Origin of the sequence: Agrobacterium sp. CFBP 3001 (assembly GCF_027871605.1) — a bacterium.
Lineage (GTDB): Bacteria > Pseudomonadota > Alphaproteobacteria > Rhizobiales > Rhizobiaceae > Agrobacterium > Agrobacterium leguminum.
On sequence record NZ_JAQAHD010000036.1, the window covers coordinates 1 to 22,467 of the forward strand.

28 protein-coding genes and 1 riboswitch are annotated in these 22,467 nt (G+C 60.6%); of the genes, 15 read left to right on the forward strand and 13 right to left on the reverse strand.

All coding sequences use genetic code 11. The features are described 5' to 3' along the window. Positions 1-176: 176 nt before the first annotated feature. On the reverse strand, positions 177-1,061 hold the full coding sequence (locus PH605_RS24280) for a LysR family transcriptional regulator (RefSeq protein ID WP_142846549.1): 885 nt from the start codon (positions 1,059-1,061) through the stop codon (positions 177-179). Between the two features lie 96 nt (positions 1,062-1,157). Here PH605_RS24280 and PH605_RS24285 point away from each other — a divergent pair, with 96 nt between their 5' ends. After that, positions 1,158-1,700: a GNAT family N-acetyltransferase gene (locus tag PH605_RS24285; protein WP_065654824.1), complete on the forward strand. Its 543-nt coding sequence runs from the start codon at positions 1,158-1,160 to the stop codon at positions 1,698-1,700. 4 nt (positions 1,701-1,704) lie between these two features. Here PH605_RS24285 and PH605_RS24290 read toward each other — a convergent pair whose 3' ends face one another. Beyond that, a complete protein-coding gene (locus tag PH605_RS24290; protein WP_161988021.1) occupies positions 1,705-2,067 on the reverse strand; it encodes a hypothetical protein in 363 nt (120 codons plus the stop codon). 220 nt (positions 2,068-2,287) lie between these two features. Between PH605_RS24290 and PH605_RS24295 the strand changes: the two genes are divergently transcribed. Both PH605_RS24295 and PH605_RS24300 read left to right on the forward strand, forming a co-directional pair. Then, the gene (locus PH605_RS24295) at positions 2,288-2,890 is read left to right on the forward strand and encodes a superoxide dismutase (protein WP_003522258.1); all 603 of its coding nucleotides are present in this window, start codon (positions 2,288-2,290) and stop codon (positions 2,888-2,890) included. A gap of 267 nt (positions 2,891-3,157) precedes the next feature. Next, a complete protein-coding gene (locus tag PH605_RS24300) occupies positions 3,158-4,003 on the forward strand; it encodes a metallophosphoesterase (protein WP_142846552.1) in 846 nt (281 codons plus the stop codon). On the opposite strand, the gene PH605_RS24305 is transcribed toward PH605_RS24300, so the two are convergent. Then, positions 3,992-4,702 carry a helix-turn-helix transcriptional regulator gene (locus PH605_RS24305; protein WP_065654243.1) on the reverse strand — a complete coding sequence of 237 codons (711 nt, stop codon included), beginning with the start codon at positions 4,700-4,702 and terminating at the stop codon, positions 3,992-3,994. The two genes, PH605_RS24300 and PH605_RS24305, sit on opposite strands and share 12 nt — an antisense overlap. Positions 4,703-4,835: 133 nt before the next feature. Between PH605_RS24305 and PH605_RS24310 the strand changes: the two genes are divergently transcribed. The 6 genes from PH605_RS24310 (at position 4,836) to PH605_RS24335 (ending at position 8,834) form a co-directional block, all read left to right on the forward strand. Next, on the forward strand, positions 4,836-5,465 hold the full coding sequence (locus PH605_RS24310) for a LysE family translocator (RefSeq protein ID WP_142846553.1): 630 nt from the start codon (positions 4,836-4,838) through the stop codon (positions 5,463-5,465). 118 nt (positions 5,466-5,583) lie between these two features. After that, on the forward strand, positions 5,584-6,018 hold the full coding sequence (locus PH605_RS24315; RefSeq protein WP_161988022.1) for a c-type cytochrome: 435 nt from the start codon (positions 5,584-5,586) through the stop codon (positions 6,016-6,018). 90 nt (positions 6,019-6,108) lie between these two features. Then, on the forward strand, positions 6,109-7,029 hold the full coding sequence (locus PH605_RS24320; protein WP_059753944.1) for a c-type cytochrome: 921 nt from the start codon (positions 6,109-6,111) through the stop codon (positions 7,027-7,029). A 185-nt stretch (positions 7,030-7,214) separates the two neighbouring features. Then, positions 7,215-7,450, forward strand: a riboswitch (cobalamin riboswitch). A gap of 161 nt (positions 7,451-7,611) precedes the next feature. Continuing rightward, positions 7,612-7,794, forward strand: a complete 183-nt coding sequence (locus PH605_RS24325) for a CbtB domain-containing protein (RefSeq protein WP_003522264.1) — start codon at positions 7,612-7,614, stop codon at positions 7,792-7,794. A 10-nt stretch (positions 7,795-7,804) separates the two neighbouring features. Continuing rightward, complete coding sequence (locus PH605_RS24330; protein WP_142846554.1) at positions 7,805-8,515, forward strand: CbtA family protein; 711 nt, start codon at positions 7,805-7,807, stop codon at positions 8,513-8,515. 4 nt (positions 8,516-8,519) lie between these two features. Next, positions 8,520-8,834, forward strand: a complete 315-nt coding sequence (locus PH605_RS24335) for a hypothetical protein (RefSeq protein WP_142846555.1) — start codon at positions 8,520-8,522, stop codon at positions 8,832-8,834. 169 nt (positions 8,835-9,003) lie between these two features. Here PH605_RS24335 and PH605_RS24340 read toward each other — a convergent pair whose 3' ends face one another. The 4 genes from PH605_RS24340 to PH605_RS24355 all read right to left on the reverse strand — a co-directional run bounded on the left by PH605_RS24340 (position 9,004) and on the right by PH605_RS24355 (position 11,105). Continuing rightward, entirely contained in the window at positions 9,004-9,570 is a 567-nt protein-coding gene (locus PH605_RS24340; RefSeq protein WP_142846556.1) for a type 1 glutamine amidotransferase family protein, read from the reverse strand. 20 nt (positions 9,571-9,590) lie between these two features. Continuing rightward, on the reverse strand, positions 9,591-10,079 hold the full coding sequence (locus PH605_RS24345; protein WP_003509304.1) for a GNAT family N-acetyltransferase: 489 nt from the start codon (positions 10,077-10,079) through the stop codon (positions 9,591-9,593). A gap of 204 nt (positions 10,080-10,283) precedes the next feature. Next, positions 10,284-10,697: a MerR family transcriptional regulator gene (locus tag PH605_RS24350; RefSeq protein WP_003522268.1), complete on the reverse strand. Its 414-nt coding sequence runs from the start codon at positions 10,695-10,697 to the stop codon at positions 10,284-10,286. Positions 10,698-10,757: 60 nt separating this feature from the next. Then, complete coding sequence (locus PH605_RS24355; RefSeq protein ID WP_161988023.1) at positions 10,758-11,105, reverse strand: hypothetical protein; 348 nt, start codon at positions 11,103-11,105, stop codon at positions 10,758-10,760. A gap of 129 nt (positions 11,106-11,234) precedes the next feature. On the opposite strand from PH605_RS24355, the gene dmeR reads away from it, so the two are divergent. Both dmeR and dmeF read left to right on the forward strand, forming a co-directional pair. Further along, positions 11,235-11,507: a Ni(II)/Co(II)-sensing transcriptional repressor DmeR gene (gene dmeR / locus PH605_RS24360; RefSeq protein WP_003509296.1), complete on the forward strand. Its 273-nt coding sequence runs from the start codon at positions 11,235-11,237 to the stop codon at positions 11,505-11,507. Between the two features lie 20 nt (positions 11,508-11,527). Beyond that, a complete protein-coding gene (dmeF, locus tag PH605_RS24365) occupies positions 11,528-12,541 on the forward strand; it encodes a CDF family Co(II)/Ni(II) efflux transporter DmeF (protein WP_142846557.1) in 1,014 nt (337 codons plus the stop codon). A 10-nt stretch (positions 12,542-12,551) separates the two neighbouring features. Here the strand turns inward: dmeF and PH605_RS24370 are convergent, their stop codons facing one another. The 4 genes from PH605_RS24370 to PH605_RS24385 form a co-directional block, all read right to left on the reverse strand. After that, positions 12,552-12,839 (reverse strand): hypothetical protein, encoded by a 288-nt coding sequence (locus tag PH605_RS24370; RefSeq protein ID WP_065654236.1) that lies wholly within the window; start codon positions 12,837-12,839, stop codon positions 12,552-12,554. 374 nt (positions 12,840-13,213) lie between these two features. After that, positions 13,214-14,320 (reverse strand): quaternary amine ABC transporter ATP-binding protein, encoded by a 1,107-nt coding sequence (locus tag PH605_RS24375; RefSeq protein WP_142846558.1) that lies wholly within the window; start codon positions 14,318-14,320, stop codon positions 13,214-13,216. Next, positions 14,313-15,221 carry an ABC transporter permease gene (locus PH605_RS24380; RefSeq protein ID WP_059753922.1) on the reverse strand — a complete coding sequence of 303 codons (909 nt, stop codon included), beginning with the start codon at positions 15,219-15,221 and terminating at the stop codon, positions 14,313-14,315. The genes PH605_RS24375 and PH605_RS24380 overlap by 8 nt, the downstream gene beginning before the upstream one ends. Positions 15,222-15,467: 246 nt before the next feature. Next, positions 15,468-16,478 (reverse strand): ABC transporter substrate-binding protein, encoded by a 1,011-nt coding sequence (locus PH605_RS24385; protein ID WP_142846559.1) that lies wholly within the window; start codon positions 16,476-16,478, stop codon positions 15,468-15,470. Here PH605_RS24385 and PH605_RS24390 point away from each other — a divergent pair. Continuing rightward, a complete protein-coding gene (locus tag PH605_RS24390) occupies positions 16,477-16,695 on the forward strand; it encodes a hypothetical protein (protein ID WP_162540018.1) in 219 nt (72 codons plus the stop codon). The two genes, PH605_RS24385 and PH605_RS24390, sit on opposite strands and share 2 nt — an antisense overlap. 279 nt (positions 16,696-16,974) lie before the next feature. On the opposite strand, the gene PH605_RS24395 is transcribed toward PH605_RS24390, so the two are convergent. After that, on the reverse strand, positions 16,975-19,074 hold the full coding sequence (locus tag PH605_RS24395; RefSeq protein ID WP_142846560.1) for a S9 family peptidase: 2,100 nt from the start codon (positions 19,072-19,074) through the stop codon (positions 16,975-16,977). Positions 19,075-19,210: 136 nt separating this feature from the next. Continuing rightward, positions 19,211-19,780 (reverse strand): hypothetical protein, encoded by a 570-nt coding sequence (locus PH605_RS24400; RefSeq protein WP_065654230.1) that lies wholly within the window; start codon positions 19,778-19,780, stop codon positions 19,211-19,213. Between the two features lie 305 nt (positions 19,781-20,085). Between PH605_RS24400 and PH605_RS24405 the strand changes: the two genes are divergently transcribed. The 3 genes from PH605_RS24405 (at position 20,086) to PH605_RS24415 (ending at position 22,276) form a co-directional block, all read left to right on the forward strand. After that, positions 20,086-20,487 carry a DUF930 domain-containing protein gene (locus tag PH605_RS24405; protein ID WP_059753914.1) on the forward strand — a complete coding sequence of 134 codons (402 nt, stop codon included), beginning with the start codon at positions 20,086-20,088 and terminating at the stop codon, positions 20,485-20,487. Positions 20,488-20,591: 104 nt separating this feature from the next. Continuing rightward, entirely contained in the window at positions 20,592-21,500 is a 909-nt protein-coding gene (locus PH605_RS24410; protein WP_142846561.1) for a dihydrodipicolinate synthase family protein, read from the forward strand. 50 nt (positions 21,501-21,550) lie between these two features. After that, entirely contained in the window at positions 21,551-22,276 is a 726-nt protein-coding gene (locus tag PH605_RS24415) for a polysaccharide deacetylase family protein (RefSeq protein WP_142846562.1), read from the forward strand. Positions 22,277-22,467: the final 191 nt, after the last annotated feature.

Consider the following 22,467-nt stretch of genomic DNA (forward strand, 5'->3'; position numbering starts at 1 on the left):
TGCGTAAACCAGTCCGGAAATACGGCCGCCTGCCTGCATAGGCCGGGATGCGCATCCCGGCCTATGCATCAAGTAAACCACAATACGTCCACACAAGTCCGGCATGACGGAGGAGAGAGTACGGGGCCTTTTCGTCAACAAGTCGAGGCCTGCCCTCGCAACCGGGGCGGGCCTCATCATTTCCGCACATCCGGCAGCGCAGCGGCAAGTGCCCGCAGCGGCGCGGTCATATGTTTGTCGCGTCGCATCGCCAGCGCGATCCGCCGTTCAAGCGGCGGTTCGAGCGAGCGCCATTCGAGCCCGGATGCCGCCCCTTCATGCTCCATCGCCATGCGCGGCACGATGGCAAGGCCAAGGCCCGCACCTGCGAGCTTCTTGATCGCCTCGACGCTGCCCAGTTCCATGGCGGGCTGCACGGTGCGGCCGCTTGCCGAAAACCATTGATCCACCAGCCGGCGCGTATTGCCGCCCTCGTAAAGCAGCAGCGGCCGCGCCGAAAGCGTCTCGGGGTTGAGCGCCGTTGCGTCAGAGATGGAGCCTTGCGGGAAAACCGCGACCAGCTCGTCGAGATGGATATCGCTGATATCGAGGCTGCGGCCGCTGGCGGGCAGGGCCACCACCGCTGCATCGATGGTATTGGCCTCCAGAAGCCGAAGGATATCGTGGGTATTGCCGGTCTGCACGACGATCTCGATGCCGGGCATGGCCTGCCGGATTTTGCCCAGCACCGGCGGCAGCAGATAGATGCAGGCGGTGGCGCCGGTGCCGATGCGCAGGCGTCCCGTCACCCCGCTGCGATGCGGCGCAACGGTATCGATGGCATGCGCCACTTCTTCGGCAATCCGCCTTGCATGGATGAGAAAGTCGCGCCCCGCCGCCGTCGGCTGCGCGCGCCTGCCGACCCTTTCGATCAGCCGCACGCCGAGCTGTTTTTCAAGCAGCCTTATATGCAGGCTGATGGCCGGCTGCGTCAGCCCCGCCTTGTCGGCGGCGGCGGAAAAACTGCCAAGATCGGCCACATCCATAAAGCTGCGCAGCTGCCGCAGATCGAGGTCCATCATCAAAGAAAACCTTATCGTTTGTATAAGACAGATAATCTTTATTTTGGCTGCGCCGCAATGCACAATGACGGCGTGAATGATCCGCAGGACGAGAGAATGACCCTTTCCACCGTTTCCAGCCTTACGATCCGCCCTTGCGAAGAGGCGGATATTCCAGCCATTGCCGAAATCTACCGGGACGCCGTTCTGCACGGCCGCGCGAGCTTCGAGATCGATCCGCCGAGCGCGGAGACGATGCTGGAGCGCCGCCGCCTTCTGGTGGAGGGCAATTACCCCTATCTCGTCGCCGAATGCGATGGAAAGATAGCCGGATATGCCTATGCCGGCGCCTATCGCCCGCGCCCGGCCTATGGCGCGGCGGTGGAGAATTCCGTTTATATCGATCCGGCCATGAAGGGCATGGGTATCGGCCGCAAGCTGCTCGAGGCGTTGATCGAGGCGGCGACGGCAGGCGGCTTCCGGCAGATGATCGCCGTCATCGGCGATTCGGCCAATGCCGCCTCGATCGGCGTGCACCGCGCCGCCGGTTTCGAACATGTCGGCACCTTCAAATCCATCGGCTGGAAACATGGCCAATGGCTGGATACGGTGCTGATGCAGCGTGCGCTGGGCGAGGGCGACACCACGCCGCGCTTTTGAACGATCAGGGCTTGGTGGAGCCGGGGATTTCCACCTTCAGCGTATCGCCGGAAAGTTCGCTGCCCAGCTCCACGGCCTTGGTTTTCTTGTCGTAGACGCAGATATGGCTGACGGTCGCATCCGCGCCCCCACTCTTCCCGGTGAGTTTGACCTTGCCGGTGAGAATGGCGAGGCCGTAATTCTCGCTGCCGACCGGATCGACCACGGCCTTCGCGTCCTCGATCATGTCCTTGGCGCCGGCAAGGCAGGCCGTCTGCACATCCGCCACGAACTCCTTCCAGGCGTCATCCGACGACGCGGCGGCGGGGAAGGTGAGCGACGAAAGCGCCGCAAGGAGGAGGATGGTGCGGGGGATCGGACGGGTCATGGAATTTCCTTCCTGCAATCTCGGCAAAAGCGAACCGATAGGGTGGAAAACGGTACGCCAGGGTTGTGAAACAAATGTGGTGGCGGCCGCGCGGAGAGGAATTTTCTCTTTTGTCGGAACATTTTGATATTTCGCAGGTTGCCCAAACAGAGGTTCGCTCCTATGGTCCGCTCACACGGTTTCTAGGAGCGGTAACCCGCTGCAAAAAGGAGTAAAAACCATGGCCTTCGAACTTCCCGAACTCCCTTACGACTACGACGCGCTTGCACCCTACATGTCGCGCGAGACGCTCGAGTTCCATCACGACAAGCACCACAAGGCATATGTCGACAACGGCAACAAGCTGGCGGCCGAAGCAGGTCTTTCCGACCTGTCGCTCGAAGAAGTCGTGAAGAAGTCCTTTGGCACCAATGCCGGTCTCTTCAACAATGCGGCCCAGCATTACAACCACGTCCATTTCTGGAAGTGGATGAAGAAGGGCGGCGGCGGCAACAAGCTGCCGGGCAAGCTCGAGCAGGCATTCGCCTCCGATCTCGGCGGTTACGACAAGTTCAAGGCCGATTTCATCGCTGCCGGCACCACGCAGTTCGGCTCCGGCTGGGCATGGCTCTCCGTCAAGAACGGCAAGCTTGAAATCTCCAAGACCCCGAACGGCGAAAACCCGCTGGTTCATGGTGCCGATCCCATCCTCGGCGTCGATGTCTGGGAACACTCCTACTACATCGACTACCGCAACCTGCGTCCGAAGTACCTCGAAGCCTTCGTCGATAACCTCATCAACTGGGACTACGTCCTGGAGCGTTACGAAGCCGCCGCCAAGTAAGGCTTGCGCGGAATGCGTGGTTGCTCATCGAAGCAGCCTCCTCCCGCGCGACGTCATCCTCGGCCTTGTGCCGAGGATCTGCTCCGTCTCTCAAAACGCGACGTGGCAGATGCTCGGGACAGGCCCGAGCATGACGACAGTGGAAATATCCACACACTTGAGACGCCCGGCTTCAAGCCGGGTGTTTTGCATTTGTGATAGGGCGATGCGGCCTGTCGGATTTTATTGTCACAAGCCTGTCATCCGCCGGGTTTATCGCGGCGCATCATGACTGAAAAAACCACGCCTCTCTTCTCCTTCGGCATTGTCGCCGATCCCCAATATGCCGATGCCGCTCCGCGCCCCGAGATGGGTCGTTATTATGCCGAGAGCCCGAAAAAGCTCGCAGACGCGGTCGACGCCTTCAACCGCGAGGACCTCGCCTTCGTGGTGACGCTCGGCGATATCATCGATCGTGGCTTCGAAAACTTCGATGCGATCCTTGCCGTTTACGACGGGCTTCGCCACCGTTCGGTGCTGCTGCCGGGCAATCACGATTTCGCCGTCGCCGCAGAGCATTTGCCGGCTATCCACGCCCGCCTCGGCATGTCCTCCCCCTGGCATGATTTTTCCATCGGCGGCATCCGCTTCGTCGTGCTTGACGGCAACGAGGTCAGCCTTTTCGCGCCGCCGCCCGGCGATCCGCGTCGGGCGCTTGCCGCAGATCGGTTGAAGCACCTTGCGGATGCCGGCGCAATCAATGCACAGGACTGGAACGCCTCGCTCAGCGACGAGCAGTTCGAATGGCTGCGGGCCGTTCTGCAAAGGGCGGATGCGGCGGGCGAAAAAGTGATCGTTCTCTGCCACTATCCTGTCTATCCCGAAAACGCCCACAATATGTGGGACGCGCCTCGCATCCTTGAACTTCTCGGCTCCCACCCCTCGGTCGTCGCGTGGTTCAATGGCCATAATCACGAGGGCAATTACGGCCTATTGGGCAATACCCACTTCGTGAACTTCAAGGGCATGGTCGATACGCCAGACCAGAACACCTTCGCGATTGCCGATGTCTTTTCCGACCGGATCGTCATTCGCGGTTTTGGGCGCGAGGAGGATCGCCTTTTACGGCTGTGAATAGGGGATTGGCGGCTGGTTGCTCTGCCAGCCGCTCATCCACAATTGCCGCAGCTTCTCGCCTTCCAGCTTGAAGAAGCTGCCGGTCGTTTCGCAGCTCAGCACCCGGTCCGAACGGAAATTGCGAATCGCCTGCCGCAATTCGCACCAGGCGACGATATTCACCGTCTCCGAATAATAGATCACCGCAATCGGCCGAACCCGCCGCTGCGTTTGCGCGCCGGCTTCATCGCGATAGGTGATCTCCAGCTTCTCCTCGTCGCGCACCGCCCGCCGGACCGTCGCAAGATCGACGCCGGCGGGGGAGGGCGCGATGCTGCCCCAGGCATGCAGGGCATTGGCGGAGAGGGTTTTCGACAGGGGTTCGGGCAGGGAGGCGGCAATCTTGTCGCTGACCTGCCTTGCCGCCTGCCGCAACTCGCTATCGCCGGTGCGGGCCACCATGGCGAGCGCCAGCACGATCGCCTCCGTCTCTTCGATGGAAAACATCAACGGCGGCAGATTGAAGCCGGGACGCAGGATATAACCGACGCCGCGTTCCCCTTCGATGGGCACGCGCATGGTCTGAAGCGCTGCGATGTCGCGATAGACCGAGCGCACCGTCACTTCCAGCGCCTCGGCAATCGTCTGCGCGGTGACAGGCCTGCGCGCCACCCGCAGGATCTGGATGATCTCGAACAGTCTCGACGCCTTGCGCATTGCCGTTTTCCCGGTGGATTTTCCCACGCAACTGACACAACGCTGTCAGTTGGCTTTTCCTATAAACGGAGAAACACATTGAGAAACATGGGATTTCCCGAATGTGTCGTGAACCGTTTTGGGAGATACTGACATGAGTTACGCCGAAAATCTCTGGCTTTTCTTTCTGGTCCTGTTCGGCATCATCATCCTGCCGGGCATGGACATGCTGTTTGTGCTGGCAAGCGCACTGACGGGCGGCAAGAGAACCGGCCTTTCCGCTGCAAGCGGCATGAGCGCCGGCGGCATCGTGCATTCGCTGTACGGCGCCCTGGGCGTCGGCATGCTGGCCGCCTGGATGCCGTCGCTGTTCCTGCCGCTTCTGGTTTTCGGGGCGGCCTATATGATCTGGATCGGCATCGGCCTGATGCGCAGCGCGATTGTCGTGAACGGCGATGAGGCGCAGGCGAGCGCTTCGGTCAGAAAAGCCTTCTGGCGGGCGGTGCTGACCTGCCTTTCCAACCCGAAAGCCTATCTGTTCATGATGGCGATTTATCCGCAATTCCTCAAACCGGCCTATGGCCCGATCTGGATGCAGGGGCTGGTGATGGGCGCGATGGTGGCGGTCACGCAGTTCACGGTTTACGGCGCGCTGGCGCTGACGGCGGATAAAAGCCGGGCATGGCTGATTTCTTCGCCCGCCGCCACGATCTTCATCGGCCGCGCCGCCGGTTTCATGCTGATTGCCGCAGCGCTGCTGACACTGTGGGAGGCCCTGTCTTAGGCTTCTGTTTTCACGATGGAATTCACCGCAATGTGACTTCTTTTCGCCATCCGGAAAGGGCATCCTCGCGCCGTTCCATCTAGCGCCCGGTGTCCCGGCCGGAATCAAGGAGAGTTGCATGAAACTGAAAACCATTACCGCGGCCATGCTGTTCGGCTGTCTTTGCGCCGGAGCGGTCTACGCTGCCGGCGAAGTCGAAAAACGTGAAGGCATGATGAAGCAGATCGGTGGGGCGATGGGTTCGCTTGCCGCCATATCCAAGGGCGAAAAGCCCTTCGACGCCGATACCGTCAAGACTGCCGTAACCACCATCGGCACCAACGCCAAGGCTTTCCCGGACCAGTTCCCCCCCGGCACCGAGACCGGCAGTGCCGCTGCCCCCGCCATCTGGGAAAATTTCGACGACTTCAAGGCCAAGGCCGCCAAGCTCGGCACGGATGCGGACATGGTTCTCGCCAATCTCCCCACCGATCAGGCGGGCGTCGCTACCGCCATGAAGACGCTGGGCGCCGATTGCGGCACCTGCCACCAGACCTATCGTCTGAAGAAATAATCGCAGCACTTTGGAAACGCCGCTTACCGGCGGCGTTTTCTCAGGCACGAAAGACATCTGACCGGGTCAGGTGAGAATGGGGAGAGGGGCATGTCCTCCATCTGGACGAAACTCGTGGGCGGGGCCGTCGTCGCGGCCATTGCGGGCTACGGCATATTCGCCTGGGTCACCGCGCCTCAGCGGCAGGCGCCCAGCCACTGGGTCAGCCTGGGCGAACCGGATCTGGCCAATGGCGAAACACTGTTCTGGGCGGGCGGATGCGCAAGCTGCCATGCCGCACCCGATGCGAAAGGCGAGGCGCTGTTGACGCTTTCGGGCGGGCAGGCGCTGAAAAGCCCCTTCGGCACCTTCCATGTCCCCAATATTTCCTCCGATCCGCAGCATGGCATCGGCGGCTGGACGCTGGCGGAATTCGGCGATGCGATGACGCGCGGTGTGGGCAGGAACGGCGAACATCTCTACCCGTCCTTTCCCTATGCCTCCTATGCCCGCATGACGCAGAAGGACATCAACGATCTCTTCGGTTATCTGAAAGCCCTGCCGGCCAGCCAGAACGATGCGCCGGATCACGAGTTGCCGTTCCCCTTCAATCTGCGCATGGCGCTGGGCGGCTGGAAATTCCTTTATTTCGACCCCTCGGCGCGGCCCCGCGTGGAGCTTGCCAATGCCAATGCTGAATTGCTGCGCGGCCAATATCTGGTGGAAGGGCCGGGCCATTGCGGCGAATGCCACACGCCGCGCAACGCGCTTGGCGGTTTCGTGAAAGACAAGTGGCTGGCCGGCGGTCCCAACCCGGAAGGCGAGGGCCGCATTCCCGACATTACCCCCGGCTCGCAAAGCATCGGCAGCTGGGCCGAGGCCGATATTGCCAGCTATCTGGAAAACGGCTTCACCCCGGAATTCGACAGCGTCGGCGGCTCCATGGTCAAAGTGCAGCAGAACATGGCGCATCTCACGCCTGAGGACCGCGATGCGATTGCCGCCTATCTGAAGGCCATACCGTCGCGGTAACCCTCAGCCGTCATGCCGGACCAGATCCGGCATCCAGCCACGGCGCGTCTGCGCCGTGAGAAGAGTCTCTCGCGATCAAGGACTTGATCGCGCTGGACCCCGGATCTAATCCGGGGTGACGGAGGTGGAGGCGACGGCGTGCAGTTCGAAATCAGGCCCACCATTGACTCCCGACCCCGCCCATCGGATAACAATCCTGTGATGGTTCCTTCCGGGCGTTCCGGAAGGTGAAAAGGGAACACGATAGGGAGAAATCCTCATTCGTGGCTGCCCCCGCAACTGTGAGCGGAGAGCCTGAAACGAAATGCCACTGGCAGGCCATCTCGCCGGGAACCGAAGGTTTCCAGAGAGGGTGACGCCGGGAAGGTGTTTCAGGTTTTGACCCGTAAGCCAGGAGACCTGCCATCGCGGAAATATCCATGCCGGCGGGGTGTCCGGAAGAGCGGAATTTCAGGGTGGCGGGTTTAACGCTTCCCTGTGTCAGTCTCGTATCCCCGTGGTGAAGTGTATCGTAGCGGCTCCACGGCCTTTTGCCGTCTGGCCGCGTCCAAAGGCGCGGGGTCGCGCCGGAGAGGGGTCACCATGTCCATCAACCAGAATACGGCCAACGCCGCCGTTTCCGCAAAAACAACCAGCTTCGCGCAATCGCTGACGGCGATCGTGCTTGGCCTGTTCGTTGTCGGTTTTGTCGGTTTTTCCCATGTGGAAGCCGTTCACAACGCCGCGCATGACACGCGTCATGCCAACGCCTTCCCCTGCCATTGAGGGGAACGGCATGTCGTCTTTTCGCAATATCGTCTTTACCGCCGTCCTTGTCGGCATTCTTGGCGGTTTCGCCGTTTCGGCCATGCAGGCTTTTGGCACGACGCCGCTCATCCTTCAGGCGGAAACCTATGAAAGCGCCGGCGAAGCGCCCCACAGCCATGATGCGACGGCCCCCGGTGCTGCCGTTCCCGCCCATGAGCACAATGACGAGGCGTGGGCTCCGGCCGATGGCTTCGAGCGCACCGCCTATACCGTCGCCGCCAATGTTCTCACCGCCATCGGTTATGCTCTGGTGCTGACCGGCCTGATTTCGCTGCGTGGCACGAGTGGCGGCTGGCGCGAAGGCCTTCTCTGGGGCGTTGCCGGTTTTGCCGCCGTCATGCTGGCCCCGATGATCGGCCTGCCGCCGGAACTGCCGGGCAGCCCGGCCGCCGCACTTGAGGCGCGGCAAATCTGGTGGCTTGCGACGGTTGCCGCAACCGCGGGCGGCATTGCGCTGATCGCCTTCCGCCGCGAACCCTGGGCCATCATATTGGCGCTGGTGCTGATTGTCGCACCGCATGTGGTCGGCGCACCCTTGCCGCCGGAAAGCGAACATGCGCTGGCGCCGCTGCCGCTGGAGCGTCAGTTCATCGTCGCCGCCACCGTGACCAGCTTCGTTTTCTGGGCTTTGCTCGGAACATTGAGCGCGTTTTTCCTGAAGCGCTTCCAGCAGGCGTAAATCCATGCAGGACGCAGCGGAATGGAGTGAGGAACTCGACGCGCTGCGTTTTGCCGTTCCCGGTCACGGCGCTTTCTGCGCCGTGCACCGCCTTGCCTTCAAGGCCGTGCTGGGGCCAAGCCCGACAGGAGAGGCGGCTCTCGCCTTTTTCCACGACCATGAAGCCGCCTTTGTGGCGGCGGCACTTGCCAAGATCAAACGTGCAAATCTACCCGCCGGCCGCAGCCTGCATCTGAACAGCCGCGATATTCGCCGTGCGATAGCAGGTGAGGGCGAGGAGCCAGCGGCGCGCGCATGCCGGGTGCTGGATCGGCGATAATCATCGCTGTTCTCACCTCCGTCATCCCGGCCTTGAGCCGGTATCCAGCCAGCCCAAGTCCTTGGGCTGAAAGGACTTTTTTCGCCGGGCGGACGCGCGTCGGCTGGATCCGGCTCAAGGCGGGAATGACGGGAGTAGAGGGAGCGCAAACAACCGAGGCGGCTATGCCTCAGCGATGCTCCGCCGCAAAAACCTGAAGTTCCGCCTCGGCTTCCGGACCAAAGAGGCCGAGGTGTTTCAGGATTTCCACAGCGAAACTGACCGGCGCGCTGCCGGCGGCGGTGATGATGCCGCCATCGCTGACCGCTTTCGGCTGGTCGCGGTAGAGCGACTCGCCGCTATAGACGGCATAAGCCTTGTGGGACGCCAGCGAATTGCCGGTATGGGCGACGTCGTTCAGGACGCCCGTGCTACCGAGCGCGCTTGCCGCCGCGCAGATGCCGGCAACCAGCCGGTTCCTGTCGTGAAACCGGTGCACCAGCCCGCCAAGATCGACAGCCGTTCCCTTTTCCCAGCTCAAGCCGCCGGGAATGACAAGCGCATCGATGCCAGCTGGATCAAGCGCGTCATAGGATGTGTCAGGCGTCACATTCAGCCCACCCATGGATGTCACCGGCCTGCCATCGGGGGTAGCGTAGACGATCTCGACGCCCAGATAACTGCGGGCTGCTGCAGCAAGCAGCGCCGGTTCCCAGTCCGCAAAATCCTGCGCCAGCGCAATGGCGATCCGTGTCATGGCCGTCTCCGTGGTTTTAATCAGGCGATGGACTGCATGTAGCGCATGCCGGTAACCGGCCGGGGCGCGAAATCCATGTTTTCGTAGAAGCGATGCGCCGCCACATTACCGGTCGTGGCGCTGACGGAAAGATAGTCGCAACCGAGACGCTTGGCGATATCGCGGGCGCGGGAAACCAAGTGCTGGCCGGTGCCATGGCCGCGATGCCCGTCACGCACGAAGAGATGATGCAGCTCAAGCCCGCGCCGGCCTTCCTGCGCCCTGTAGAGCGGCAGAAGCAGGGCGTAACCGATCAGCGCGCCATCGGCTTCGGCCACGAGGCCATGTACCCACGGCAGCGGGCCGAACAGGTCGCGTTCCAGTTTCGCCGGCGTGATCGCCGCCGCATCGCCGTGGTAGGAGGCAAGCAGCGTAATCATCTCGTTGAGCTCGGGCAAATCCGTCTTGCGTGCGCCACGAATGATGACGACGGGCGGTCTTTCCAGTGTAAGGGAGCTATCTTCGGTCATTTTTTCGGTCCTTTGGTCTTATCGGTGCCGTCAGGACGCTTGAGAAACAACAAAGCCGCCTGACGGCGGCTTGTTGACAATATGATCTGTCGAGCCGCCCTTAGAGGTAGGCCCAAAAGTACGAGCAGGAGATGGGTGCGCGTTCGTTGATCATGGGACATGCAATGCGCCCGAATCCGCAATCTGTCAAGCCCGGTTTTCCGATCAATGCTCACCCTCGCACATGCCGTGATTGGAAAGCGCGCGGATGACGTAGCAATCCTCTATGGAATGGCCGTGGCAATGGGAGACGATGCGCTCCAGCTCGTGCTCCAGCTTCTTCAGGCTGGCGATCTTTTCGCGCACATGGGCGAGGTGTTCGGCGGCGATGCGGTCTGCGCCCTCGCAGGGCATCTGCCGGTGCTGGCTAAGCGCGATCAGTTCGCGGATGGCGTCGATGTTCAGCCCGAGATCGCGCGCATGGCGGATGAATGCCAGCCTTTCGAGGTCGGTCTTTTCGTAGCGGCGCTGGTTGCCGTCCGAACGGTCGGCTTCGCGGATGAGGCCCATCTGCTCGTAATAACGAATAGTCGGCACCTTGACGCCGGTGCGTTTGGACAGTTCACCGATGGACAGCATCTTTTTCTCCATATCTCCAGTCTCTAGAGATATGGCTTTTCCGTCCCCGGTTCAATGGCCTTAAGCGGCGTCGTTGACGCCAAGCGCCTGGGCCAGTGCCTTCAGAATCTGCGATTCGAGGCTTGCCATATCTGGCTGGGCGGAAGCGGCCACCTCAGCATTGGCGCCAGTGGCGGCGGAAACGCCGCTGTCCATGTTCCAGAGAGCAGCAGCGAGGCTCGCGGAGGCGCCGGCCAGCGGGGCGACGGTGGTGGCGACATTGCCTGCCACCGAAATGGCGCGATGGGCCGCCCGCGTCAGCTCCTGCAAAGCCTCGGTGGTAGACTGGCTCTCCCGGTTATGCGCAGGCGCGATGCCGCGGACGGGAGAGGCGAAATTGATGCTGCTGGTTGCTGCGATAGTCGTCATGACTGTGAGTCCCCTAGTTCTGATGGGGCATTTTTAAGGTCCGAAACATTCCCGAAGATTGCGTCATGCACGCCTTGCGCAAAAAATAGCGGCAATATACTATACCCCCCTATAGTATATAAGGTGCCCATGTCCCATACGATCCGCAACAAGGAGAAGCTTCTGGCCCGCATCCGCCGTCTGAAAGGGCAGATGGAGGCGGTCGAGCGCGCACTGGATGATGCCAAGCCCTGCGGCGAGGTGCTGCAATTGCTCGCTTCGGTGCGCGGCGCGCTTTCCGGCCTGACCGGGGAGGTGATGCAGGAGCATCTGCATGAGCATGTGGTGCATGCCGAAAACGAAGACGAGCGGGCGCGGGCGGCGGAAGAGCTCGCCCAGGTGCTGAAGACCTACATACGGTAAAAGCGAACAGGATTAGCGACATGACGACGACATCCGAACACCGTGCAGCAGCCGGTCACGACCATGTTTTCCTTGGCCAGAACCATGAGCGCAATGAAAGGCGCGTCTGGATGGTCATTGGGCTGACCGCGGCGATGATGGTGGCGGAAATCGTCGCCGGCCACTGGTATGGCTCCATGGCGCTGACGGCGGATGGCTGGCACATGTCCACCCATGCCGGCGCGATGCTGATTTCGGCGCTCGCCTATCTTTATGCCCGCCGCGAGGCGCGCAATCCGCGCTTCACCTTCGGCACCGGCAAGTTCGGCGATCTGGCGGGTTTTGCCAGCGCCATCGTACTGGCTGTGGTGGCACTGCTGATTGCCGTCGAAAGCGCGATGCGCCTCATCGATCCTGTCGAAATCGATTTCAACCAGGCGATCCTCGTCGCCATCATCGGCCTTGCCGTCAATCTTCTCAGCGCCGTGCTTTTGAAGGATGACCATCACCACGATCATGGCCATGGCCATGCCCACGGCTCGCATGCCCATCATGGCCATGGCAGCCACGCCCATCACGATCACGGCTCCCATGCCGGTCACCATGCGGACCACGGCGCAAAGGGCGGGCGGGACAACAATCTGCGCGCGGCCTATCTGCATGTGCTGGCGGATGCGCTGACGTCGGTTCTCGCCATCGTCGCGCTGCTGCTCGGCAAGTGGAACGGCTGGTCGTTCCTTGATCCGTTGATGGGTATCGTTGGCGGTCTGGTCATCGCCCGCTGGTCATGGGGCCTGATCCGCTCCACGGCGACGACACTGCTCGATGCGCTGCCGCCGGCGGAGGATCTGCCGCAGGAAATCCGTGAAAGCGTGGAGACGGAAGAGGATCGCATCACCGACCTGCATGTCTGGCAGGTAGGGCCGGGGCATCACGCCGCCATCGTGGCGATCCATTCACAGGCGCCGAAAGCGCCGGCTTTTTATAAGCAAAAACTTGCCGCCATACATGAACTCTCGCATGTGACGGTGGAAGTCAGCCCGGCAAGGGCCTGATTGGAATCGCCTATTCGGTATATTCCGAATAGGCGCTGCGCACCCATTCGACCTCGGCTTCCGCCTTGTCCTCGGGGGAAGCCGCGGTCGTATCCTGATAAGCGGGCGCACTGCCATTGCCGACGGCCCACAGAACATTGGCCAGCGACTGGGAAAGAATGGTGCTGGAAACGGTGGGATTGCCCGGGCCGCGTTTTACCGCCTGCTCCTCCGGCGCGCTTTGAGCGCTGCCAGCTTTTTCGATGTCGCGGATGCGACCCTGATAGTTATATCCGCCAATATTGCTTTCGATCTGCATGTCGGTGATTCCGCGTTCAAAAGTTAACGAATGGTTAACGGCGGCGACTTGTCCGAAACTTGCGCTTGCTGCGCTGCAGCGACCGCCGAGGGTTGACAGCAGGCGAAGTAGTGCTTCGTTTTTGCATAAGGGGGGCGGGGCAGGAGGCGATTGCCAGCTTTGTCCCTCGCGGCATTGCAGTCCGGGTTAAATTTCTGGCGCCGTGAACACCTCACTCCCGTCATTCCGCCTTGATCTGGCATCCAGCCGCCGCACGTCTGCGCGGCGAGAGAGTCCTTTCAGCCCAAGGACTTGGGCTGGCTGGATACCGGCTCAAGGCCGGTATGACGGAAAGAGGAAATCTCGCGGACGCGGCCAATCCGTCCGGCGCCGGATTACGCCGTTTCCTTCTCCACAGGCATAGCCGCTTCCAGGAGCTTCTCCGGCTTCTCCGCCGTTTCCGCCTCCGCCTCAACATCCTGCGGCGCGGGCGTCACCATCGCAGCCACCAGCGTATCGAGGCCGATGCTGCCGACCGGTTTGCCGTCCTCGTCCACCACATGGGCGGTGGTCTCGTTGGCTTCCGACATGTCGCGGGCGATTGTTTCCAGCGTCGCATTTTCCGGCACGGGCATGCCCTCGGGGCGGCTTTCCAGCGGCTCCATCACCGTGGTCGCCTGCAGCACGCGGCCGCGATTGACGTCGCGCACGAACTCGGTGACGTAACCATCGGCCGGCGAGAGAATGATGCTCTGGCCGTCGCCCTGCTGCACCACTTCGCCGTCTTTGAGAATGGCGATATGGTCGCCGAGCCTGAGCGCCTCGTCCAGATCGTGGGTGATGAACACCACGGTCTTCTTCAGCTCCTGCTGCAGATCGAGCAGCATGGTCTGCATGTCGACGCGGATCAGCGGATCGAGCGCCGAATAGGCTTCGTCCATCAGGAGAATATCGGCATCGTTGGCCAGCGCCCGGGCAAGGCCGACACGCTGCTGCATGCCGCCGGAAAGCTGGTTCGGATAATAATCCTCGTAACCGGCAAGGCCGACGCGTTCCAGCCAGTAACGGCCCTTTTCTTCGCTTTCCTTGCGCGGCACGCCCTGGATGTCGAGGCCGTAGACGCTGTTTTCCAGCACGGTGCGATGCGGCAGAAGGCCGAATTTCTGGAACACCATCGCCGTCTTGTGGCGGCGGAATTGCCTGAGCGCTGAGGTGCTCATACCGCAGATCTCCTCGCCGTCGTAAAGCACTTCGCCAGCGGTCGGGTCGATCAGCCGGTTGATGTGGCGGATGAGCGTCGACTTGCCGGAGCCGGAAAGGCCCATGACGACGGTGATCTTGCCGCCCGGCATGGTGATGTTGATGTTGTTGAGACCGAGAACGTGGTTGTGCCTGTCGTTCAGCTCGGCTTTGTCCATGCCGGACCGCACCGCTTCGAGGTACTTCTCGGGATGCTTGCCGAAGATCTTGTAAAGGTGGCGGATTTCGATGCTTTTAGCCATGGGAGACCTCGCGGTATTTCTGCAGGCGCTTGCCGAAAGCCTGGCTTGCCCGGTCGAACATGATGGCGATGGCGACCAGAGCGAAACCGTTCAGGAAGCCCACCGTGAAGAACTGGTTGTTGATGGCCTGCAGCACGTTCTTGCCGAGCCCGCCGACACCGACCATGGAGGCGACGACGACCATGGCGAGCGCCATCATGATGGTCTGGTTGATGCCGGTCATGATGGTGGGCAGCGCCAGCGGCAGCTGCACATTGAACAGCTTCTGGCCATTGGAGGAGCCGAAGGCATCGGCCGCTTCCAGCACCTCCCGGTCCACCAGACGAATGCCGAGACTGGTGAGGCGGATGACGGGCGGAATGGCATAGATCACCACTGCGATCAGGCCCGGAACCTTGCCGATGCCGAAAATCACCACCACGGGGATGAGATAAACGAAGCTCGGCAGGGTCTGCATCACGTCGAGCACGGGATTGATGAGACGTTGCAGGCGTTCGGAACGTCCCATCAGGATGCCGAGCGGCAGGCCGATGACGATGGCGATCAGGGTGGCGATGGCGACGATGGAGAGCGTCGTCATGGCGTCTCGCCAGAGGCCGACGGCGCCGATCATCAGCAGGGCGAGCGCCGTGCCGCCGGTAATCCTGAAGCTGCGGCCGGCCAGATGCACGATGGCGAGAATGATGAGGAGCGTGATGATCCACGGTGTCTGGATGAACAGCCGCTCCGAGGAATTGAGGAAGAGCTGCAGCGGATGCACGATCACATCGATCGCATCGCCGTAATTGCGCACGATATCGCGAAAACCATCATCGATGGTCTTGCGTGCCACACGCATCGTGGAATTGTCGATGGCCGGGAACTTGCAGAGCATGTCCGGCAGGTAAGTGCAGAGGGCCATTATTGTTGTTTTCCCTTTGGGTTTTGGGGGATGGGTGGTGGAGGTTGGAGTGCGCGGGCACCCCCCTCTGTCCTGCCGGACATCTCCCCCTCAAGGGGAGAGATCGATCTGCGGCAAGGTCTCGCCCATCTCGATGGTTGAGGATGAAGCTGTGAAAGCGCGCCCAGCCGATCTCCCCCCTTGAGGGGGAGATGCCCGGCAGGGCAGAGGGGGGTAAGCGGCTTACGCCGACCCCCCACTAACCAATCACATCGAAGCCTTGATCTTCTCCGCCACCTCGGCCGGAACCCACTTCGTCCAGATTTCCTCGTGGTTCTCGAGGAAATATTCCGCGCCATCCTCGTTGGTGCCCTGGTTCTCATCCATCCAGGCGAGGATTTCGGCGACCGTCTTGTTGTCCCAGTTGCGGGCCTTGATGTAGTCCAGCGTCACGCCGGCCTTGCTTTCGAAATCCTTGGTGATGACGGTATAGACATCGGCCACCGGATAGGCATTGACCTTCGGCGCTGCGCAATCGACCTTCGCCGTGCAGTCGTCGAAATGGGCGCGGTCGAGTTCGACGCCGTCATCCAGCTTCACCATCTCGTATTTGCCGAGAATGGCGGTGGGCGACCAGTAATAGCCGAGCCAGCCCTGCTTCTTTTCAAACGCATTGGCGATGGAGCCGTCGAGGCCGGCGGCAGAGCCGGTGTCCACCAGCGTGAAGCCCTTCCTGTCGCCCTCGCGCGCCTTGTAGAGATTGGCGGTGGTCACCTGGCAGTTCCAGCCGGAGGGGCAATTATGCACGGCGCCCTTGCTGGCGTCTTCCGGGGCGGGGAAAAGTTCGGGATGTTTCAGCGCATCTTCGACTGTCTTGATGTCGGGGTGGGCGTCGGCGATGAATTTCGGGATCCACCAGCCTTCGATACCGCCTTCGGAAAGAATTTTCGATGCCTCGATCATGCGGCCGTCCTTGACGGCGGCGTCGAGCGGCTCGCGCACGGCGTTCACCCACAATTCGGGCGCCATGTCCGGCTGGCCTTTTTCGTTCATGGAGGCGAAGGTCGGCATGGTATCGCCGCTGACGACATTGACCGTGCACTCATAGCCGTTTTCCATGATGAACTTGTCGACGTAAGCCGCGACACCGGCGGATGCCCAGTTCATTTCGGCGATGGTGATGCTGCCGCACTCTTCGGCGGCATTGGCGGAATTTGCTGCACCGGCAGCGATGATAAAGCCCGTTACGAGAATGGTCGAGGCGAGGAGTTTCTTCATGTGTAAGACCCCCAAGTCTGATGCAGTGTTTTCAATTGGCAAAGCGGGAGCACTGCAAAGCCCGGATTGCCAAGGGCGAACTGACATGGCGCATGGAAAAGCCGAAAAAAGACGGCAAGAAGAATATCCGCAGAACACGCTGCGGCATTGCCGCAGGAAACGCGGCGAAAAGGCGCATGAATATGTCAACGACCGGCATAATACGGCCAAAAAGTGATATTGCAACGCGAAATGGCGCATCGCAGCCATGCGTTCGATTCCCGGAACATTTTCACATCTGACGTAATACTAAAAATATATTTTTAGTTTAAAGAGGTATATTTTGAATTTCAGTATTCTGAAATAAAAATCCGTTATGTCGTAAAGTGGTATTTAAAGAAAAAATACCGGCGTGATTTTGTGGAAAAAATATTCGAAAACGGGTTTTCGAAGGGTATTTTTATACTGTTTTCGGAACGGGCGGCGGCTTTTCGCCGCCCGTTCCGCCATTAGCGTGTCACGCCGCGTCCTTGCCGGCCACCTTCAGCGCAAAGGCATATTCGAAGGCGATTTCTTCCAGCCGCTGGAAACGGCCCGATTTGCCGCCATGGCCCGCCGCCATGTTGGTTTTCAGCAGGATGGGCGCTTCCCCCGTGGTCTTCTCACGCAGCTTCGCCACCCATTTGGTGGGCTCCCAATAGGTCACGCGCGGATCGGTGAGGCCGGAAAGCGCGAGAATCGGCGGGTAAGGTTTCGCACCGACATTGTCATAGGGGCTGTAGGCGGCGATCCAGCCATATTCCTCTGCCGATTCCAGCGGATTGCCCCATTCCGGCCATTCCGGCGGGGTGAGCGGCAGGGTGTCGTCAAGCATGGTGGTCAGCACGTCCACGAAGGGAACGGCGGCGATGATGCCGGCGAATTTCTCCGGCGCCATATTGGCAACGGCTCCCATCAGCATACCCCCGGCCGAGCCGCCTTCGGCGATGATGCCCTCATAGGAGGTGAAACCTTCCTGAACCAGATGATCGGCAGCGGCGATGAAATCCTTGAAGGTGTTCTGCTTGGCTTCCATCTTGCCGGTTTCGTACCATTCGAAACCCTTGTCCTTGCCGCCGCGAATATGGGCGATGGCATAGATGAAACCACGGTCGGCAAGCGACAGCGTGGTGGTGGAGAAAGAGGCCGGAATGGTGATGCCGTAAGCGCCATAACCATAAAGCAGGCAGGGGGCGGAACCGTCGAGCGCCACATCCTTGCGATAGAGCAGGGAGACCGGCACCAGCTCGCCATCATGCGCAGGGGCCATGATGCGACGGGTGATGTAATCATCCGGATTGTGGCCGGAGGGTACTTCCTGCGTCTTCAGCAGTGTGCGCTCGCGCGTCACCATGTCGTAATCGAACAGCTGGCTCGGCGTCGTCATCGAGGAATAGGAGAAGCGGATCATATCCGTGTCATATTCCGCCGCGCCATGCAGGCCGAGCGAATAGGCCTCTTCGGCAAAGGCGATGGAATGTTCCTCGCCGGTGCGGCGGTCGCGGATGACGATGCGCGGCAGGCCGTCGCGGCGTTCCAGCCAGATCAGGTGGCGGGCATAGGCATCGACGGAGAGAATGAGGCGGCCCGGCTCATGCGGGACGACTTCTTTCCAGTTTTCCTTGCCGGGTGCGGTGACCGGCGCTTCCACGATGCGGAAATCCTTGGCGTCGCCGTCATTGGTGAGGATGAAGAAGACATCGCCGCCTTCGCACATCGAATATTCGATGCCCTCTTCGCGCTCCGCTACGATAGCAGGCTCGGCCGCCAGGTCTTTGGTGGAGAGAATGCGATATTCGCTGGTCTCATGGTCGTGAATGTCGATGAAGATGAAATCGTCGAGAACTGACGCGCCGACGCCCATGAAGAAACCGGGATCCTTTTCCTCATAAACCAGCCGGTCGGCCGACTGCGGCTCGCCGATGATATGGTGGAAGACCTTGGAGGGGCGGTGGTTCTCGTCCTGCAGCGTATAGAAGAAGCTCTTGCCATCGGGCGCCCATGCGCCGCCGCCGCCGGTGTTTTCCACGACATCGGCAAGGTCTTCGCCGGTTTCGAGGTTGCGGATGCGCAGGGTGAAATATTCCGAGCCCTTGTCGTCATAACCCCAGATGCCGTGGCTGTGATCGGAGGACTGGTCGAGACCGGCGAGACGGAAATAATCCTTGCCCTCGGCCTCCTTGTCGCCGTTCAGCAGCACGTGTTTTTCGCCGCCGCCGCGCGGGGTGCGGAAATAATGCGGCTGCTCGCCGCCGGTCACGAACAATGTCCCGTAAGCATAAGGCCCGTCATTGACCGGCACGGAGGAATCATCCTGCTTGATGCGGCCCTTCATTTCCGTAAACAGCTTTTCCTGAAGCGCCCTGGTGTCACCCATGGCCGCTTCCATATAGGCGTTTTCCGCTTCCAGATGGGCGCGGATCGATGGGTCGAGCAGGGTAGGGTCCTTGAACATGGCCTGCCAGTTATCGGCCCGGAACCATGCATAATCGTCGGTGCGGGTAATGCCGTGATGCGTGTCCTGAACGGGCCGTTTTTCGGCGGTCGGGGCGGCAGGCAGGTTCTTGAAAATCGGCAAGGGAAACTCGCTTTCGTATGATGAACGGCGCTAGGAAAGATTCGTCGGCGACGACCCTAACATTTTTTTGCGCCCCGCCTCACCCTCGGATTGATACTTGCGGTGTCCTGGGTTCTGCTCATCACGAATGGCCGTGTTAGTCTTTCTCTCTCGCAATGTAACCAATGCCCACCCTGGGTCCATATTCCGAACTTCGGACCTCGATGGGCATCAGCCAATGCTCCGGCTTGACCTGCCCGGAAGGCACGCATTTTATCAATATACCGGCCCGCTTTGTTACAGGGTCGTAGAGCGAAACAGGTTCATCAAATAGCTTTACAAAAACGTGTAGACCCTGGCAAAACCGCTTGGCATTCAGGTACATATTGACTTGCTTGGTCAATCCAGCCTGATTTATGTCGCCAATATCTGGATTTTGCTCAATGTTCTTCAATTCCACAACATAATCGCCCAGTTTTCCGAATGCCTTGTCGGCCGGTCGGTGGGAAATGGGGTAGGTTGTCGCGGTCGCCTTTATATAGGCCTTGTTGAGATTGAGTGCTTTGTATTCAGCATCTGCTGCCCACACCTGCGTGGCGATGTCCGCACCGAGAGTGACATTGGCAAAGGTCCTTAAAAGCCGAGATTTGGCGTTTTCTTTATCTGTCTGAGTGCAGCCGGAAAGAAAAAAGGCAAGAATCGTGAAATTGATAATTGTATTTTTCATAATGTACCGAAATTTAAATTAATATTGGAATTTAGTTATTTAAAAAATGAATTTGTTTCTCAAGTTATTCTTTAAATTTGGGGAGATGGCAAGATTTTTAGGACGGTCACTTCAAAAGAATCGCAACTGATATTCCTCTTCCAGCCGATCAAGTTTCAAATCTCCACAGGCGGAATGCGGCTTGGGCACAATTTCGTCAGCTTTCGATCACATTTTAGCAATATCCGGCAAATCAGCGATGATGGATGCAGGCCGCCCGGCCTGCCGCCCACCACAAGAACAAACGAAAAAACTGACAGGATCCCATGCGAAAGCTTCTTCCCGCTGCCCTTTCTGCCTTTTTCCTTGGCTTGCAGACCTTCACCCCCGCCTTCGCGATCGACGCCAGCGTCATGCGGCAGTTGAACGCGCTTGCCCCCGAAGAGCGGCTGGAACAGCGCTGCGATATCGAGGCGATGGAAAGGATAGCGACCGAGCAGAAGGGCATGCGGCCGGACAAGGTCATCGCCTATACTTTCGGCGATCCGGAAGTGGGGAAGAACTCCATCAAGGCTCCGGGCGCAGTCTTCAGGAGCGCGGGCGAATGGTACAAGCTCAAATACAAGTGCCAGCTAAAGAGCGACAGTCTCAGCATCCAGTCCTTCGATTACCGCGTCGGCGATAAAATTCCCGAAGAGCAGTGGAAGAAGTTGTATCTTTATGACTGAGCACGGAATTTTTCGATTTCAGACCGGCGTTTAGCCGCCGCTTTGTTGCCGCGTCGTCAACGGCTCTGTAACCCTGACTTTCGATCAAAGCGAGGGAGATGGGCATGGCGACACGATTCAAGGGACTTTCGGCTTTTCCGATCACGCCGGCCGACGAGGCCGGGCAGGTCGACACGCAGGCCTTTTCCGCCCTGATCGAGCGGCTTGATGCGGCCGAGGTGGATTCCGTCGGCATTCTCGGCAGCACCGGCATCTACATGTATCTCACGCGCGAGGAGAGGCGTCGCGCCATCGAGGCCGCCGCCGCCATCCTCAAGGGCAAGCGCACATTCATGGCCGGCGTCGGCGCATTGCGCACCGATGAGGCCGTGGCGCTGGCGAAGGATGCGGAGGCGGCCGGCGCCGATGCGCTGCTGCTCGCGCCCGTCTCCTATACGCCGCTGACGCAGGAAGAAGCCTATCACCATTTCGCCGCCGTGGCGGGTGCGACGGCTCTGCCGCTCGCCATCTACAATAATCCCACCACGACCCGCTTTGCCTTCAGCGACGAGCTTCTGGTGCGGCTTGCCTACATCCCCAATATTCGCGCCATCAAGATGCCGCTGCCGGCCGATTCCGATTATGCGGGCGAGCTTGCGCGGCTGAGGCCCAAGCTCGGGCAAGATTTCGCCATCGGTTATAGCGGTGACTGGGGCTGCGCCGACGCCACGCTTGCCGGCGGCGACACATGGTATAGCGTCGTCGCCGGCCTGCTGCCGGTTCCGGCCCTGCGGTTGATGCGGGCGGCTCAGGCCGCCAATGCGGAAGAGGTCAAACGGATCGATGCGGCCTTCCAGCCGCTCTGGACGCTGTTTAAGGAATTCGGCAGCATCCGCGTGGTTTATGCCGCCGCCAACATCCTGTCGCTCACGGTGAGCGAACCGCCCCGGCCGATCCTGCCGCTCACCAGCGCCGAACGCCAGCGGGTGGAAGAGGCGCTGGAGGCCCTGGCCGTGCTGGAAACCGCGCCTTAATTCGGGCGCTTTGCAGGCGGATTGCCACCTCTCACACTCCGGAACATAAAATGCTGCGTCGCCTCTTCACCGTCACCCTGTTTTTCTGCGCCTCTTCCGCCGCCTTTGCGGGGACCGGCCTTGTCGAGCCGACGCTGAAAATGTCGCCGCAGCATGACGGCAAGGGGCGGGTGGCGATGACGCTGGACGCCTGCATGGGCAAGACCGACCACCGCATTCTGGATACGCTGGTGAAGGAGCGCATTCCGGCGACGATCTTCGTCACCGCCCGCTGGCTGAAACATAATAGCGAGGCGCTGGCCACGCTCATGGCGCATCCGGACCTCTTCGAAATCGAAAACCATGGCGAAAACCATGTGCCGGCAGTGGATAAGCCGGTTTCCATCTACGGCATCGCCGCCGCCGGCTCTGAAGCGGCGGTCGAGCAGGAGGTGGAGGGCGGCCGTCAGGCCATCGTCGCCGCCACCGGCCTCCAGCCGCAATGGTTCCGGGGTGCCACTGCCAAATACACCAGGTCCTCCATGGCCACCATCAACCGGCTCGGCATGCGGGTGGCCGGTTATTCCGTCAATGGCGATGGCGGCTCGCTGCTGGGTGCGGCCATGACGGCGAAACACATCGCTTCCGCCAGGGATGGCGATGTCATCATCTCCCACATCAACCAGCCCACCCATGAAGCGGGCGAGGGCGTGGTGAAAGGCCTTCTGGCGCTGAAGGCGCGCGGCGTGATTTTCACAAGGCTGGACGATCCGTCCTTCGCACCGCCGGGGAATTGATCCGCAAGGTTGCCGCCCGTTTCTTCTCCCCGTCGGGGAGAAGATGCCCGAAGGGCAGATGAGGGGGCAAGCTTTCCGCATCTCTCCACCGTCGCCCCCTCATCCGGCGCTGCGCGCCACCTTCTCCCCGGCGGGGAGAAGAAATATGCCGCACCGGCTTGGCCAAACGGCGTGGACGAAACGAGCCGACA